This window comes from Variovorax sp. GW821-FHT09D04, from assembly GCF_059416405.1.
In genome coordinates, this window is the sequence record NZ_JBWKPA010000007.1 from 217,861 (window position 1) to 233,224 (window position 15,364).

10 protein-coding genes are annotated in these 15,364 nt (G+C 70.6%); 1 reads left to right on the top strand and 9 read right to left on the bottom strand.

Annotated elements, in window-relative coordinates; all coding sequences use genetic code 11:
* Nucleotides 1-17: 17 nt before the first annotated feature.
* From AC07O4_RS21940 to AC07O4_RS21955, 4 genes are read right to left on the bottom strand one after another with little or no spacing between them, the layout of a single operon-like run.
* Nucleotides 18-434, bottom strand: coding sequence for an EthD domain-containing protein (locus AC07O4_RS21940; RefSeq protein ID WP_487850234.1), 417 nt, complete (start codon nucleotides 432-434; stop codon nucleotides 18-20).
* Nucleotides 431-1,258, bottom strand: coding sequence for an acyl-CoA thioesterase (locus AC07O4_RS21945; RefSeq protein WP_495305659.1), 828 nt, complete (start codon nucleotides 1,256-1,258; stop codon nucleotides 431-433). Before AC07O4_RS21945 ends, AC07O4_RS21940 begins: the two co-directional genes overlap by 4 nt.
* Entirely contained in the window at nucleotides 1,255-2,667 is a 1,413-nt protein-coding gene (locus tag AC07O4_RS21950; protein ID WP_495305660.1) for an enoyl-CoA hydratase-related protein, read from the bottom strand. The genes AC07O4_RS21945 and AC07O4_RS21950 overlap by 4 nt, the downstream gene beginning before the upstream one ends.
* A gap of 29 nt (nucleotides 2,668-2,696) precedes the next feature.
* Nucleotides 2,697-3,905: an acetyl-CoA C-acetyltransferase gene (locus AC07O4_RS21955; protein WP_495305661.1), complete on the bottom strand. Its 1,209-nt coding sequence runs from the start codon at nucleotides 3,903-3,905 to the stop codon at nucleotides 2,697-2,699.
* A gap of 138 nt (nucleotides 3,906-4,043) precedes the next feature.
* On the opposite strand from AC07O4_RS21955, the gene AC07O4_RS21960 reads away from it, so the two are divergent.
* Complete coding sequence (locus AC07O4_RS21960) at nucleotides 4,044-6,782, top strand: winged helix-turn-helix domain-containing protein (protein ID WP_495305662.1); 2,739 nt, start codon at nucleotides 4,044-4,046, stop codon at nucleotides 6,780-6,782.
* A 60-nt stretch (nucleotides 6,783-6,842) separates the two neighbouring features.
* Here the strand turns inward: AC07O4_RS21960 and AC07O4_RS21965 are convergent, their stop codons facing one another.
* The 5 genes from AC07O4_RS21965 to AC07O4_RS21985 all read right to left on the bottom strand — a co-directional run bounded on the left by AC07O4_RS21965 (nucleotide 6,843) and on the right by AC07O4_RS21985 (nucleotide 15,361).
* Nucleotides 6,843-10,676, bottom strand: a complete 3,834-nt coding sequence (locus AC07O4_RS21965) for an autotransporter domain-containing protein (protein WP_495305663.1) — start codon at nucleotides 10,674-10,676, stop codon at nucleotides 6,843-6,845.
* 202 nt (nucleotides 10,677-10,878) lie between these two features.
* Nucleotides 10,879-11,772: an SDR family oxidoreductase gene (locus tag AC07O4_RS21970; RefSeq protein WP_062478185.1), complete on the bottom strand. Its 894-nt coding sequence runs from the start codon at nucleotides 11,770-11,772 to the stop codon at nucleotides 10,879-10,881.
* A 42-nt stretch (nucleotides 11,773-11,814) separates the two neighbouring features.
* Nucleotides 11,815-12,606: an enoyl-CoA hydratase/isomerase family protein gene (locus tag AC07O4_RS21975; protein ID WP_495305664.1), complete on the bottom strand. Its 792-nt coding sequence runs from the start codon at nucleotides 12,604-12,606 to the stop codon at nucleotides 11,815-11,817.
* A 5-nt stretch (nucleotides 12,607-12,611) separates the two neighbouring features.
* A complete protein-coding gene (locus AC07O4_RS21980; protein WP_307638055.1) occupies nucleotides 12,612-13,763 on the bottom strand; it encodes an acyl-CoA dehydrogenase family protein in 1,152 nt (383 codons plus the stop codon).
* Between the two features lie 38 nt (nucleotides 13,764-13,801).
* Nucleotides 13,802-15,361 (bottom strand): long-chain-fatty-acid--CoA ligase, encoded by a 1,560-nt coding sequence (locus AC07O4_RS21985; protein ID WP_495305665.1) that lies wholly within the window; start codon nucleotides 15,359-15,361, stop codon nucleotides 13,802-13,804.
* Nucleotides 15,362-15,364 lie beyond the last annotated feature (3 nt).

Sequence of the window (15,364 nt, forward strand, 5' to 3'; positions counted from 1 at the left end):
ATCGTCCGAAGCGACGATTACAGGCGGCCGCGCGCCTGCAGGTAGTCGCGCACCGCCTCGGCGGCGGGGTCGCCGACCACGGCGAATTCGTCGGTGAAGAAGATCGGCGAGGCGGCCAGGTCGATGAAGCGGCGCTCGTCCGCGAGCAGCTCGGCGCTTGCGCGGCGGGCTTCTTCGCGCCGCGCGCCGGTGCGCGCCTCGAGGCTGTCCCACCACAGCTCGGCCACGCCGTCGAAAGGCGCGGGGCTGCCGCGCGGCACGGCCAGCGGCTGCACCAGCGCATCGTCGAGCGTGTGCGACTGCACGTAGCGGCGCAGGCCCAGCACCTCGGCGCGCTCGGCGACGAGCGGTGCGTGCACGTTGCGCCAGTGGTGCTGGAACTGCGCGCGGTCCAGGTGCGGCAAGCGCCGCAAGCAGAAGACGAGCTTGATCATCGGCGCACCCGGATCAGGCCTTCCTGCGCCACCGAGGCCACGAGCCGGCCGGCGCGGTCGAACAGCGCACCACGGCAGAAGCCGCGCGCATGCTCGGCCGAGGGCGAGTCGGCGTCGTACAGCAGCCAGTCGTCGCAGCGGAAGTCGCGGTGGAACCACATCGCGTGGTCCAGGCTCACGCCCTGCACGCCCGGTTGCTGAAACGCCAGGCCGTGCGGCTGCATCGCCACGCCCATGAAGCTGTAGTCGGAGGCATAGGCCAGCATCGCCTGGTGCAGCAGCGGGTCGTCGGGCAGCGCGTCGGCGGTGCGCAGCCAGAGCTGGCTGTGCGGCGGGCGCGGGCCGGCCGTGACCGGGTCGCGCGGGTCAACGTAGCGGAACTCGATCGGTCCTTCGACGCGCACGCGCGGGCCGGCGCGGGGCGTGAGGTCTTCGGGCGGCGGCGCCTCGGGCATGGCGCACTGGTGCGACACGCCCTCCTCGCGCCGATGGAACGAGGCCGACATGTGGAAGATCGGCTCGCCGTGCTGGATGGCGACCACGCGCCGCGTGGTGAAGCTCGCGCCGTCGCGGATGCGGTCGACGTCGTAGACGATGGGCGCGGCCTTGTCGCCCGCGCGCAGGAAGTAACCGTGCAGCGAATGCGCCGCATGCCCGTCGACCGTGCGGGCCGCGGCCATCAGCGCCTGCCCGAGCACCTGGCCGCCGAAGACGGCGGGCGCGCCGATGTCGGTGCTGGTGCCGCGAAACAGGTTCTTCTCGAGCTGCTCGAGCTGCAGCTGCGCGACGAGCGACTGCAACGCTTGCGCGCGGCTTGGGCTCACGCGGCCTGCTCCACGGGATAGAAGGGCGTGTTCGATTGCGCGCGCTGACGCAGTGCGACCGTGGGCTTGAAGCGCTCGCCGTGGCGCTGTGCGAGTGCATCGCAGCGTGCGACGAAGGCCGCGAGGCCGACGGTCTCGATGTACGAGAGCGTGCCACCGGTCCAGTCGGGGTAGCCCAGCGCGAGCACGGCGCCGAGGTCCGCCTCGACCGGCTGCTTCAGCACGCCTTCTTCGAGGCAGCGCACCGCTTCGAGCGCGAGCAGCGACAGCAGGCGCTCGCCGACAGCGCGCGCGTCGGGCTGCGCTGCAGCGGTTTGTTCCGCCGTTGCATCGGCAGCCAGCGGACTCTCGCCCAACCCGGCCTGCCGCGCAGCGTTCGCGATGAGCGCAGGCGACACGCCTTCACTCAACAGCGCCACACCTTCACTGCGGTACAGCTGCCGCAGCCGCTCGACATACGCAACGTTGACCGCACTCAAGTCGCCCTTGCGCCGCAGCGCCGCGCCCCGGTTCACGAACAGCGTGCGCATCAGGTTGCGCGCCACCGGGCCGGCGAGCAAGGGGCCGAAGCACTGCGCCTCGACCGCCAGGCCCGCGTCCATCGGCAGCTGCGTGCCTTCGTACACGGCCGACAGGATGGCCAGCGGCGCCGGCAGGTTGTCGTGCGTGTCGCGCCGCACCTGCGCCAGCGTGGCGCCGAAGCTCGCGCCCGCGTGCGGTGCCAGTGCGCCCGCGCCGCCCGGCACCTGGAAGCCCTTCACGTCCCACGGCTGCTGGCCGGCGTCGGGGTGGTCGAGCACCCAGCGACGGGCCACGGCCACGAGCTGGTCGGCCGGTGCGAGCGCATCGACCATGCCCAGCGCCCGCGCTTCGGCCGGCGCCACATGCCGGCCCGACAGCAGCAGCGGCAGCGCGCGCGCAATGCCGATGAGGCGCGGCAGCCGCTGCGTGCCACCGCCCACGGGCAGCAGGCCGACCGTGACTTCGGGCAGCCCGACCACCGCACGCGGCTCGTCGAGCAGCACGCGGTGGTGGCAGGCCAGCGCGAGTTCGAAGCCGCCGCCCAGCGCCACGCCGTTGATGGCCACCGCCACGGGCTTGCCGCAGCGCTCCAGTTCGCGCAACGCGCGCCCGCCGGGTGCGATCGCCTCGATGGCCACGGCCGCGCCGCCGCCCGTGGCATGAAAGCCCACGAGGTCCTTCAGGTCGGCCCCGGCCATGAAGCCGCTGGCCTTGCCCGAGGTGATGACCGCGCCGCGCACGTCGGCGCGCTGCGCGATCTGCGCCACGGCCTCGCGCAGGTCGGCCGTGAAGCCGGGCGTGAACACGTTCATCGGCCGCTCGGGCACGTCGAGGGTGAGGAGCGCGACGCCGTCGGCATCGACCTCGAATCGGATGTGGGAAGGCATAGGAAAAAAGGAAAGAGAAGACGTGCTGCTCAGACGCGCTCGATCACCAGCGCGGTCGACTGCCCCGCCGCGGCGCACAGCGTGACCAGGCCCAGGCCCGCGTCGCGCCGCTCCAGCTCGTCGAGCAGCGTGCCCGTGAGGATCGCGCCGGTCGCGCCCAGCGGGTGGCCCAGCGCGATGGCGCCGCCGTTCACGTTGATGCGCGCGGGGTCGATGTCGAAATGGCGCGCATAGCGCATCGGCACCACCGAGAAGGCCTCGTTCACCTCGAACAGGTCGATGTCGCCGATGGCCAGGCCGCAGCGCGCCAGCAGGCGCTCGGTGGCGGGCATCGGGCCGCCCAGGCTCAGCAGCGGCTCGTCGGCACACGAGGCGCTGCCGACGATGCGCGCGCGCGGCACGAGGCCGTTGCGCGTGCCGTAGTCGCGGTTGCCCAGCAGCACCGCGCAGGCGCCGTCGACGATGCCGCTCGAATTGCCGCCCGTGTGGATCGGCGCGATGTGCGACAGCTGCGGGTAGCGCTGCAGCAGGATGGCTTCGTAGCCCTGCGCGGCCACGCCGGCGAAGGCGGGCTTGAGCTTGGCCAGGTCGGCCATCGTGGTGCCGGGGCGGTTGGCCTCGTCTTTCGCGAGCACGGTGCGGCCGAGCCGGTCGCGCACGGGCACGAGCGAGCGGTCGAAGCGGCCCTCGGCCTGCGCCACGGCGGCGCGGCGCTGGCTTTCCATGGCGTAGGCATCGACCGCCTCGCGGTCCACGCCGTCGAGCATGGCCATGAGGTCGGCCGCCACGCCGTTGGGGATGTAGGGGTAGCGCTGGCCCACGGCGGGGTCGGTGTAGACCGCGCCGCCGTCGCTGCCGATGGTCACGCGCGACATCGACTCCACGCCGCCGCCGATCACCGCGTCGGCCTGGCCCGAGGCCACGAGGCCGAAGCCCATCTTCAGCGTGTCGAGCGCCGAGGTGCAAAAGCGGTTGAGCTGGAAGCCCACCACGCTGTCGCCGTAGCCCGCCGACAGCAGCGCGACGCGCGCGATGTCGGCGCCCTGCTCGCCCACCGGCATCACCACGCCCAGGCCCACGTCCTCGATCTGCGCGGGGTCGAGCGCATGGCGTTCGCGCAGCGCCTGCAGCACCTGCGTGGCCAGCTGCACCGGCGTGATGGGGTGCAGCGCACCGTCGGCGCGGCCCTTGCCGCGCGGCGTGCGCACGTGGTCGTAGATGAAAACGTCGTCGGTCATGGGCAGGGCGCTGCCCGGGTGCTCAAGGCCACCGGATGCAGGGGAATTCAGTTTGTCTGCGGCCAGTTTAGGAAGCAGAATCGGTTGCCGGAATCGTCGGAAGCGACGGAATTTCCAGGCACTCACTCCCCCTTCGCGATGCCTGCTCCAGCCCCCGTTCCCCCTTCTTCGCTCCGGATTCTCGAGACCAAGCTGAACCCGCCGGCCTTCGTGGCCACGCAGGTGCCGCGCACCGCCATCAGCGAAGAGATCGCCGCCGCCACCGTCAAGCTCGTGCTGGTGCGCGCGCCCGCCGGTTTCGGCAAGACCACCGCCATGGCGCAGATCCGCGAGCGCATGGACGCGCAGGGCATCGCCACCGCCTGGCTCACGCTCGATCGCGCCGACAACGACGTGTCGCGCTTTCTCAACTGCCTGGCCGAGGCCGTGCAGCGCATCGGCGTGGACGAGCCCGCAAGCCACGCGCCCTTCGACGCCGTGGCCGCGCTGGCCGCGCACGACTCGCCCTTCACGCTGTTCCTGGACGACTTCGAGGTGGTGCAGGAGCCCGCCGTGCTGGGCCTCGTGCGCGAGCTGGTGGAGCACCTGCCGCGGCGCGGACAGATCGTGATCGGCTCGCGCAGCCTGCCCGACCTGGGGCTGGGCCGGTTGCGCGCGCGCGGCCAGCTCATCGAGATCGACACCGACCGCCTGCGCTTCTCGCTGGAAGAAACCAGCGCCTTCATCGGCCTGCGCCAGGCGCATGCGCCGCACGCCGCCGCGCAGCCGCCGCAGGCGCTGCCGGCCGACCTGCTCTCGCAGCTGCACCGCAAGACCGAAGGCTGGGTGGCGGCCATCTGGCTGGCGTCGATGGCGCTGGAGCGGCACGGCATCGAGACCGGCTTCATCGAGCGTTTTTCGGGCTCCGACCGCGCCGTGGCCGACTACCTGGCCGAAGACGTGCTCGCGCACCAGCCGCCCGAGATCCACGACTTTCTGCTGCGCACCAGCATCCTGCGCCAGCTCGACGCCTCGGTGTGCCAGGCGCTCAACCCGCGCGGCGACAGCGCCGTCATCCTCGAGCAGCTGGCCGCCGCCAACCTGTTCCTCACGCCCGTGAGCGGCGATGCCGGCGGCGAGGTGCGCGCGTGGCGCTACCACAGCCTCTTTGCCGACTTCCTGCGCGCGCAGCTGGCGCGCGAGCGGCCCGGCGAACTCGCGCGGCTGCACCTCGCGGCCTCGGGCTGGTACGAGTCGCACGGCCGGCCCGTGCCCGCCATCGACCACGCCATCGAGGGCGGCGACCATCCGCATGCGCTCACGCTGCTCGACAGCTACGCCGAGCAGTTCCTCGAGCAGGGCCGCATGCGCATGCTGGCGCGCTGGTTCTCGGCCATCCCTGAACATCAGTTGCGCGAACACCCGTTCCTGCAGCTCATCGCGCTGTGGGCCACCTGCTTCACGCACGGCCCGTGGGACGCCATGCGGCTGCTCGAACAGTCGGGCTGCCTCGACAGCCCCATTCCCGAGGTGCGCGCCAACGCCCACACGCTCATTCCGCTGCTGCTGGCCATGGAAGACCAGCACGACGCCGCCTACGAGGCCGGCCGCGAGAGCCTCGCGCGCCTGCCCACCGGCCTCGCCTTTGCCGAGGGCGTGCTGCTCAACGCGATGGCCCACATCCTCGCCGTGCGCGGCGACCAGCGCGAGGCGCAGCGCCTGCTCGAGGCCGCGCGGCGCGAACAGGGCAACAGCACCTTCAACCGCATGTACACCGAGTCGCTGGCGGGCCTGTTCGACCTCACCGAAGGCCGGCTGCGCCAGGCCACCGCGCGGCTGCGCATGGCGGTCGACTCCACGCATGCCGTGTCGTACAACCACAGCCACGGCAACGCCTGGGCCGGTGTGCTGTACGCGGGCGCCGTGTACGAAACCAACCAGCTGGTGCAGGCCGAGCACCTGCTGAACGTGTACCTGCCGCTGGCGCGCGACGTGGGCCTGCCCGACCACATGATCCTGAGCCACGTCATGCGCTCGCGCATCGCCTTCCACGCGGGCGACATCGACGCCGCGTTCCAGGCCCTGACCGAACTCGAGTACCTGGGCCACCACCGCCAGCTGCCGCGCGTGGTCGCGGGCGCCAAGCTGGAGCGCGCCCACATGCTGCTGCTGCAGGGCAACGGCCCCGCCTCGCGCGACGAGCTGCAGCGCGCCGACGACCCCGAGCTGTGGGAGCGCGAGCGCCGCCAGCGCCTGCCCGCGCACGACCTCGACTACCTCGCGCTCGCGCGGGCGCGCTGGGACATCGCTTTCGGCGACGCGCGCGCGGCCCTCACCGTGCTCGACGCCGAGCTGCACGCCGCCGTGGCCGCCAACCGCAACCGCCGCGCGCTCAAGCTGCGCGTGCTGCGCGCACTGGCACTGCAGCGCGCAGGCGACCTCGCCACCGCCATCGAAGAGATCGGCGCCGTGCTGCAGGCCGCGAGCCAGGAAGGCTTCGTGCGGCTGATCCTTGACGAAGGCCCGGCCGTGGGCACGCTGGTGCACCGCTATGCCGCCGCCATGCAGCATGAGGCCGGTGCCGTGGCGCCCGTGCTGCGCAGCGACCCGATCCTGGCCGACTACCTGCAGCGGCTGCTGCAGGTGCTGGGCCCGCCGCCCTCGCCGATCGACGCCGAGGCGCCTTCGGGCGACGCCACCAAGGAGCCGCTCACGCGCAAGGAGATCCGCGTGCTGCAGCTGCTGGCCGAGGGCTACTCGAACAACGCCATGGGCGAGAAGCTGTTCGTGTCGGAGAGCACGGTGCGCACGCACCTGCGCAACATCCACATGAAGCTGGGTGCGAAGCGACGCACGGAGGCGGTGGCGATTGCGCGCAAGCTGGGCGTGATCCGCTAGCCCAAAAAAAAGGGCCCGCCCGCCGACACATGGCAGACGGGCCCCAACCCTCGCCTTTCGTCAGAACGACACGTTCAGATTCGCCTTCACCGACTGGTCGCGCGCCTTGCCGCCGAACTGCCCGCCATACGACACGCCGAAGGTCGCGCGCGGCGAGAACGCGAAGTCCAGGCCGAGCTGCAGCACCGCCGCGTTCTTCGCCACCGCCACACCCGCGATGTCCGAGAAGCCGGTGGCGCCCGGCAGCGCAACGCTGGTGAAGGGCGTCAGGTCGCCGTAGGCGCGGCGCCAGCCGACCATGCCCTTGAGCGTGGCGTCGACGCTGCCCAGGCGCAGCGCGGTCGATGCGCGCAGGCCCAGCGTCGACAGCCCGACGTTCACGCTGCCGCTGCGTGCCTGCAATGCCGCCCACGTGCCGCGCTCCGAGAACGCGTCGGTGTGCAGCGTGACGTGCGCCAGGTTCGCGAAGGGCTCCAGTGCCACGTCGCCGGCGGCCAGGCTGTAGCCCACTTCGCCGAAGACCTGCGTGGTCGATGCGTCGTGGTTGCTCTTGAGCGAATCCGCCAGGCCCGCCACCCGCGCCTGGCGCGTGGTGTCCACGTCGTGCCGCGCATAAGCTGCGCCGGCGCGCAGGGCCCACGGGCCGAGCGTGGTGCCGCCGTACAGGCCCAGGTGGTAGCTGGTGGCATCGCCCGAGGACGAACGCGCGTCCACGTCGAACTTGCTGCGGCTGTAGCCGCCGGTCACGCCCAGGCGCACGTTGTCGCCCACGCGGGTGTCGCCGCCCATCAGCAGGCCGTCGACCGAGCGATCGAGCCGTGCGGCGTTGCCGTCGCCGCGCGCACGGCCGGTCGAGTGCAGGGCCTGGCTCCAGAAGACGGTCTCTCCCGTGGTTGGTGCGGCCATGTGCGACTGGCCGGCGCCGTCGTTGATCTTGACCGGCGCCGTGGACGCGCCCGCCGTGCCGGCCGAGGCGCGCAGGCGCTCCATCGCGGCCTCGCGCACGAAGCGGCTGTCCTCGATGAGCGCGGTCTTCGCGGAGGCATGCACTTCGCCCGAGAGGCTGTCGAAGGCCGCGCGTGCGGCCGGCACGCTCTCCAGCTGCAGCGCGGCGGCCAGCGCCGGGCTCCATGCGGCCGCACCATCGAGGTTCGCCCCCATCGCACGCTGGTTGCCCGACTGCGCGACCGACGCGAACGACACGCTGTTGCGCATGGCTTCCGTGTAGACCTGCGTCGCGGTGTAGCCCAGCTTCGGCGAGAGGAAGAGGTAGTCCTTGGCCACGCTGAAGTCGGCGAAGGTGCCGCTCACGCCGCCTTCGGCGTTCAGCAGCGTGTAGCGCGCGCCCAGAACGTAGCCGCCGAGCACGCGCACCGTGCCGCCGTCGAGCGTGGCCTGCCCGCTGACGTCGAGCCGGTCGGCCTGCGCATCGGTGCCGCTCAGTTCGGCTTCGAAGGTCGCGCCCGGCGCGAAGCGTGCGTTGCCGGCCACGTGCAGCGTGCCGATGGAATTGCCCGGCGCCACCACACCGCCCGCGGCGATGGTGGTGCTGCCGACCGTGCCAGTGCCCTGCAGGCGCCCGCCCGACAGCACGGCCATCTCTCCGCCCAGCGTGCCGTTCACAGACAACATGCCCTGCGCCACCGAGGTCTTGCCCGTGAAGGCACTGGAGTCGCCAGTGAGCTCGAAGCGGCCCGCGCCCGCCTTGACGAGGCCGCCGCTGCCGCTGAAGCGGCCCGCGAACTGCGTCGAACGGTCGTTGCCACCGGTGGTCAGCGTGCCGGTGCCCACGGCGACGTCGCCCGCGCCGGCCAGCGAGCCGATGGTGGCGTCGAAGCCGTTCAGGTCGAGCTTCGCCTTGCCGGCCACCGTGAACGCGCTGGCGTTCGACAAGCCGGTGGCCGAGCCCGCGCGCAGCGTGCCGCCCTGCACCCAGGTCGCGCCTGCGTAGCTGTTGGCACCGCTCAGCGTGGTGACGCCTTCGCCGGTCGTGCCACCCGTGGTGCGCAGGTCGCCCGCGCCGGTGATGTTGTAGGTGAAGTCGTAGGCATCGCTTCGGTCGATGGCGAAGCTGGCGCCGGCGTCGATGGCCACGTGGCTGGTGATGGAACCGGTGGTGCCGCCCTCGCCCAGCGCGAGCTCGCCGGCCTGGATGCGCGTGTCGCCCGAGTAGGTGTTGGTGCCCGTGAGCACCAGCCGCCCGGCGCCGGCCTTCACGAGGCTGCCGCGGTAGTCTTCGTCGGTCTTGCTGCGCAGGTGGGTCAGGCGCTCCCAGTCGACGTTGGCCGCCCTCGCCCTGTCCTCGACAGCCGTCATGATTTCTTCCGCCGGAATCACCATGTACGGAGGGAGTTCGGTCCACAGGGGGTCTCCGGGCCCGGCCAGTCGGCGCAGGCTCTCGAATATCTCAGCGGTGCCCTTCGCGAGCGGGTTGGCCTTCGCTGCGGCCAGGGCGTCGGCAAAGTCACCACCCGACAACATGGCCGTGCGCAGCGCCTGAAGCAGCGCGACGGCCTCATCACCCAGGGGCTTGAAGGCGTCCGGGGCAATCGGCCCCTTCACGAGCGCACCCAGGCGCACGATCTCGGCGGCTTCTTCCTGCTTGCGCTGGATCAGCCCCGTTTCCGAGATGTCGTTGCGCCACGTATCGGCCGTCCCGCCAGGCATGTCGATGACCGTGCGCTTGAGCAGCTGGCCGGGCCCCTTCATGGCGTTCTCGAGGTTGACGAGGCCCCAGCCGATCACCGCATCGGGCGCCGCCTGGCGCGAGCCGTCGAGCTTGGTGGCCGTGGTGAGCAGCACCTGCAGCGCCTGCTCGTTGGTCATGTACGGAAAGCGCTCCATGATGACGCCCAGGGCTCCGGTGGCATGCGGCGCCGCCATCGAGGTGCCGGTGTAGGCCGCATAGGCCCCGTCGAACACCGTGCTCATGATGTTGGCACCCGGGGTGGCCACGCACCAGTACTTGGCGATGCCGCATTTGTTCAGGCTGCCGCGCTGCTGGTAGCTCTTTCCGTCTGTCTGTATGCCCGTCACCGTCAACCAGTGCCCCTCCACGTCGGGCCTGAAATACGGCAGCGCCCCGCGCGCCGCCGGATTGGCCTGCCCCTGGTTGTCGGCGGCGAACACCTGGATGACCCCTTCCTTGCCATCGGCCTGGGGCTTCGTGGCGTCGATCGCGGCATCGACCCAGGACGGCCCGCGCAGGTACTGCAGGTAGTCGGCGGTGACCGCATTCTGTGTGCTGAAATTCCGATTGCTCGGATTGCCCCAGCTGTTGTTGATGACCCGCACGCCCGCGTCGCGCATGCCCTGGTAGAGGTTGCGGAAGTTCTCGGTCGTGGCGAGGGGGTAGCTGTCCGGACTCAACCCGGCACTCGAACTCAGCGCGTCGGGCGCATTGGTATTGCCCACGACCACGTTGGCATTGAACGCCACGCCGTGCATGTTGTTCTTGACGTCCTGCCCGTCCCGGCTGGCGCCCACGGTGCCGGCCACGTGGGTGCCATGAAAACCGTTGCCCACGTTGTTGCTGTTGAGCACGGACCCATCCGCCGCGAACTGGCTGTACGCCCCGTTGGACGTCGCCGTCACCAGCGCCGTGAAGCGCGTGAGCGGCAGCTCGCGCGTGTGGCGCACGTCGAAGCCCGAGTCGATCACGCCCAGCTTCACGCCCTTGCCGGTGAAGCCCGCCGCGTAGGCGTACTCGGTCTTCATCGCCCCGAGCCCCCAGTCGGCCAGGAACTCCTTCGTGCGCCAGCTGGCCGGGTCGCCGATCATGCCGGGGTCGCCCGGATAGGCCTGTGCGCCGGCCGCGGAGGCCAGCATCGAACCCAGCACGCACACGGCGGCGCGGGCCACGGCCCTGCGCTTGAACTTCGGTGATCTCGTCATGACGGAACGAACCCTCTCTGTCTTGGTATGGAATGAAAAGACCGTTGCCCTGCCGGTGACGCCATATCGTGAAGACATCGCGCACAGGCCGGTTAACGGTCGTTAAATTCTGGAAAGAGGGGTCGTTCTTTGTGATCTCGTCGGTGCTTGTTCCGATACTTTGGAATCCTGACGCTGGAGTTTTTCCCTAGGTTGCTGCGCTTCAGGCCGCCAGCCGCTGCCGCTTGTCCTGCGCGTCGCGCCCCGCGATGTGTTCGCGCGCGCGCTGCCAGTCTTCGTCCTGCCATTGCGACATGCGCGAGAAATTCCCGCCCGTGGCCTGGAACTGCGCGCCGTCGATGGCGATGGTCTGGCCGTTGACGTACTCCGAGCCCGGGCCGAGCAGGTAGGCCGCGAGGTTGGCCAGCTCGGGCATGCGGCCGTTGCGCTCCATCGGGTTGCGCTCGGCCTTGTGCTCGCCGCCGCCGGGGTTCAGCCGCGCGCTCATGCCCTCGGTGGGGAACAGGCCCGGCGCGATGGCGTTGAAGCGGATGCCGCGCCCGGCCCACTCGACCGCGAGCGATTGCGTCATGGCGTGCAGCCCGGCCTTCGACATGGCCGAGGGCACGGTGAAGGGCGAGCCGTTCCACACCCAGGTGGTGAGGATCGACAGCACCGACGCGGCCTTGCCTTCGGCCAGCCAGCGCTTGCCGCATTCGAGCGTCATGCAGAAGCTGCCGCGAAAGACGATGCTCGAGATGGCGTCGAAGGCGCGCGGCGACAGGTCTTCGGTGCGGCTCACGAAGTTGCCCGCGGCGTTGTTGACGAGGCCGTCGAGCGCGCCGCCGTCGGCCCAGATTTCATCGAGCATCTCGGTGATCTGCGTGTCGTGGCGGATGTCGCAGGTCTTGGGCGTCACGCGCCCGCCGTGCAGGTGCATCAGCTCGGCTGCCGTTTCTTCGAGCACGGGCGCGCGGCGCCCGCAGATGTAGACGTGGGCGCCGAGCAGCAGCAGCGCCTCGCTCATCACGCGGCCCAGGCCGCTGCCGCCGCCGGTCACGAGGTAGCGGCGGCCGGCCAGCAGGCCAGGCTTGAACATCAGGTCGTCGAGGGTCATGGGAATCCTTGTGTGCGGTCCGTTGAAGTTCGGGAATGAAGCTCAGCGCCCCGTGTAGACGGGCGCGCGCTTCTCGAGGAAGGCGGTCATGCCTTCGCGGAAATCGCGGGTCTGGGTGCACAGCACCTGGTTGCGGTCTTCCATGGCGACGACCGCTTCCATGCTGCCGGCATCCACGGCGATGCCCAGCGCCTCCTTGGTCAGGCGCAGCGCCACGGGCGTCGCGTTGAGCATGTCGTCGGCCAGCGCCTGCGCCTCGGCCTGCAGCGCGGGCAGCACGTCGACGCGGCTCACGAGGCCCAGTGCGTAGGCGCGCTGCGCGTCCATGAAGCGGCCGGTGAGCATGTACTCGGCCGCGACCGAGCTGCCCACCATGCGCGGCAGGAAGTAGCTCACGCCCACGTCGCAGGCCGACAGGCCGATGCGGATGAAAGCGGCGTTCATGCGCGCGTCGGGCGTGGCCAGGCGCACGTCGGAGGCCAGCGCGAGCGCAAAACCGCCGCCGCTGGCCGCGCCCTGCACCACGCTGACGATGGGCTGCGGGCAGCGGCGCATGGCGAGCATGATGTCGCGGATGCCCTTCTGCTGTTCGAGCATGTCGGCCACGCCGAGGTCTTCCCCGCCCACCTGCTCCTTCAGGTCGAGCCCGGCGCAGAAGGCGCGGCCCGCGCCCTGCAGCACGACCACGCGCTCGGGGCTGCGCGCACTGAGGCCCTCGAAGTAGTCGCGCAGCGCGCGCACCAGCATCGGGTCGAGCGCGTTCAGACGCTCGGGGCGGTTCAGCGTGAGCCAGGCGACCTCGCCGCGCCGCTCGACCTGCAGCACCTCGTTCATCGCCGTCACAGCGCGCGCGAGATCACTTCTTTCATGATCTCGTTGGTGCCGCCGTAGATGCGCTGCACGCGCCCGTCGGCGTACATGCGCGCGACCATGTACTCGGTCATGAAGCCGTAACCGCCAAAGAGCTGCAGGCATTCGTCGACCACGCGGCCCTGCGTCTCGGAGGCCCAGAGCTTGGCCATGGAGGCGGTGGCGGTGTCGAGCTTGCCGGCCACGAGGTCTTCCACGCAGCGGTCGATGAAGGCGCGGCCGACCTTGATCTGCGTGGCGATCTCGGCCAGCTTGAACTTGGTGTTCTGGAACTCGGCGATCGGCTTGCCGAAGGCCTTGCGGTCGCGCACGTAGTCGAGCGTGGCCTGGTAGGCGCCTTCCATGGTGGCCAGCGCGTTCACGCCGATGATGGTGCGCTCGTACGGCAGGTCGCTCATGAGCTGGAAGAAGCCCTGCCCTTCCTGGCCGCCGAGCAGCGCGTCGGCCGGCACGTGCACGTCGTCGAAGAACAGCTCGGAGGTGTCCTGCGCCTTCATGCCGATCTTGTCGAGCACGCGGCCCACGCGGTAGCCCTCGCAGCCCTCGGTCTCGACGATGAGGATGGAGGTGCCCTTGGCGCCCTGCGTCGGGTCGGTCTTGGCCACGACCAGCACCACGCCCGCGAGAAAGCCGTTGGTGATGAAGGTCTTGGAGCCGCGGATGCGGTAGCTGCCGTCGGGCTGCTTCTCGGCGCGCGTGCGCACGCCCTGCAGGTCGGAGCCGGCGCCGGGCTCGGTCATGGCGATGGCGCCGACCAGCTCGCCGCGCGCCATGCGCGGCAGGTAGCGTTGCTTCTGTTCCTCGGTGCCGTGGTTCAGGAAGTAGTGCGCCACGATGGTGTGCACCGAGCTGGCCATGCCGCTGAGCGCGCGGCGCGCCTTCTCTTCGTAGAACACGGCCTCGTGGCGGAAGTCGCCGCCCGCGCCGCCGTAGGCCTCGGGAATGTCGGAACACAGCAGGCCGAGCGCGCCGGCCTTGCGCCACACCTCGTGGCCGACGTGGCCGCGCTTGCGCGCCTCTTCGTCGTGGGGCACGACTTCGGTCTCGACGAAACGCACGACGTTGTCGCGGTACAGCTCCAGTTCTTCGTCGCTCCACGAGCGGCGGAAATCGATGGGCATGGGGTGTCCTTCAGTGTCTTGAAATGGGGGAATGGGGTTCAGCCAACGCGGCGTTCTTTACCCGCCCAGAAAGGTTCGCGCAATTGGAATTTCTGCAGCTTGCCGGCGGCCGACAGCGGCAGCGCATCGCGGAACTCCACGCTGCGCGGGCACTTGTAGTTGGCGATCTGGTCGCGGCAATGCGCGATGACGTCGTCGGCCGTGAGCGGCGTGCCCTCGCGCAGCACGATCACCGCATGCACGCGCTCGCCCCACTTGTCGTCAGGCACGCCGATGACGGCGGACATGAGCACCTGCGGCATCTGGGCGATGGCGTTCTCGACCTCGGCCGAGTACACGTTCTCGCCGCCGCTCACGATCATGTCCTTCATGCGGTCGACCACGAACAGCAGGCCGTGCTCGTCCATGTAGCCGCCGTCGCCGGTGTGCATCCAGCCGCCGCGCAGCGCGGCCTCGGTCTCGGCGGGCTTGTTCCAGTAGCCCTTCATGACCATCGGGCCGCGCGCGACGATCTCGCCGACCTGGCCGGGAGGCAGCTCGTTGTCCTCGCCGTCGACGATGCGGATCTCGGCCACGGGCACCGGGGTGCCGGCCGCGCGCAGCAGGCGGTTGCGGTCGGGCCCGGGCAGGTGGAAGTGCGGCATCAGCACGGCCACGGTGGGCGACAGCTCGGTCATGCCGTAGGCCTGCGAGAAGCTGGTGGCGGGCAGCGCGGCCATGGCCTGCTCGAGCAGCGCCACGTCGATGGGCGCGGCACCGTACAGCAGCATCTGCAGGCTCGACAGGTCGAACTCGGCAAAGCGCGGGTGCTCGATCACGCGCTTGATCATGGTGGGCACGAGGAACATCTCGGTGGCGCGCGCGGCCTGGATGGCCTGCAGGATCGCCACCTCGTCGAACATCGGCACCACGTGCTGCGGCACCAGCCGCAGGATGCTCTGCAGCGAGAGCCCGCAACCGGCCACGTGGAACATGGGCACGGCGATGACCACGGCGGCGTTGCGCGTCTCGCGCGGCACCGCGGCCACCGAGCTCAGCGCGTTGATGTAGAGGCTGCCGTGCGTGAGCATCACGCCCTTGGGCCGGCCGGTGGTGCCGCCGGTGTACATGATGGCGGCCAGCTCGTCGGCGCTGTGCGGGGCGTCGTCGATGGGCTGCGCATCGGCCAGCAGCGCCTCGTAGCCGACCATGCCCTCGGGCACGGGACCGTCGCCGCAGTACACCACGGTGCGCAGCGACGTCGAGAGCTTGCGCAGCTCGCCGGCCATGGGCGCGAACAGGTCGTCCACCAGCAGGATGCGCGTGTCGCAGTCGTCCAGCGAGTAGGCGACCTCCTTCGGGTTCCAGCGGATGTTCACCGGATTGATGACGCCGCCGCCCCACCAGGTGCCGAAGAAGAACTCGACAAAGCGGTGCGAGTTGAGGCTCATCATGCCGACGCGGTCGCCGCGCGCCATGCCGAGCTGCTGCAGCACGGCGCCCAGGCGCGCCACGCGGTCGGTGAGGGTCGCGAAGTCCAGGCGGTGGTTGCCGCAGACCACGGCGGTCTCGCGGGCCTTCTCGCGGCGGCCCTTGTGCAGGGGCTGGGTGAGGAACATGGT

Bases quoted from the DNA above. Each gene is read 5' to 3' on its own strand.
- AC07O4_RS21940 (WP_487850234.1), bottom strand. From the start codon at position 434: ATGATCAAGCTCGTCTTCTGCTTGCGGCGCTTGCCGCACCTGGACCGC.
- AC07O4_RS21950 (WP_495305660.1), bottom strand. From the start codon at position 2,667: ATGCCTTCCCACATCCGATTCGAGGTCGATGCCGACGGCGTCGCGCTC.
- AC07O4_RS21955 (WP_495305661.1), bottom strand. From the start codon at position 3,905: ATGACCGACGACGTTTTCATCTACGACCACGTGCGCACGCCGCGCGGC.
- AC07O4_RS21960 (WP_495305662.1), top strand. From the start codon at position 4,044: ATGCCTGCTCCAGCCCCCGTTCCCCCTTCTTCGCTCCGGATTCTCGAG.
- AC07O4_RS21965 (WP_495305663.1), bottom strand. From the start codon at position 10,676: ATGACGAGATCACCGAAGTTCAAGCGCAGGGCCGTGGCCCGCGCCGCC.
- AC07O4_RS21970 (WP_062478185.1), bottom strand. From the start codon at position 11,772: ATGACCCTCGACGACCTGATGTTCAAGCCTGGCCTGCTGGCCGGCCGC.
- AC07O4_RS21975 (WP_495305664.1), bottom strand. From the start codon at position 12,606: ATGAACGAGGTGCTGCAGGTCGAGCGGCGCGGCGAGGTCGCCTGGCTC.
- AC07O4_RS21980 (WP_307638055.1), bottom strand. From the start codon at position 13,763: ATGCCCATCGATTTCCGCCGCTCGTGGAGCGACGAAGAACTGGAGCTG.
- AC07O4_RS21985 (WP_495305665.1), bottom strand. From the start codon at position 15,361: ATGTTCCTCACCCAGCCCCTGCACAAGGGCCGCCGCGAGAAGGCCCGC.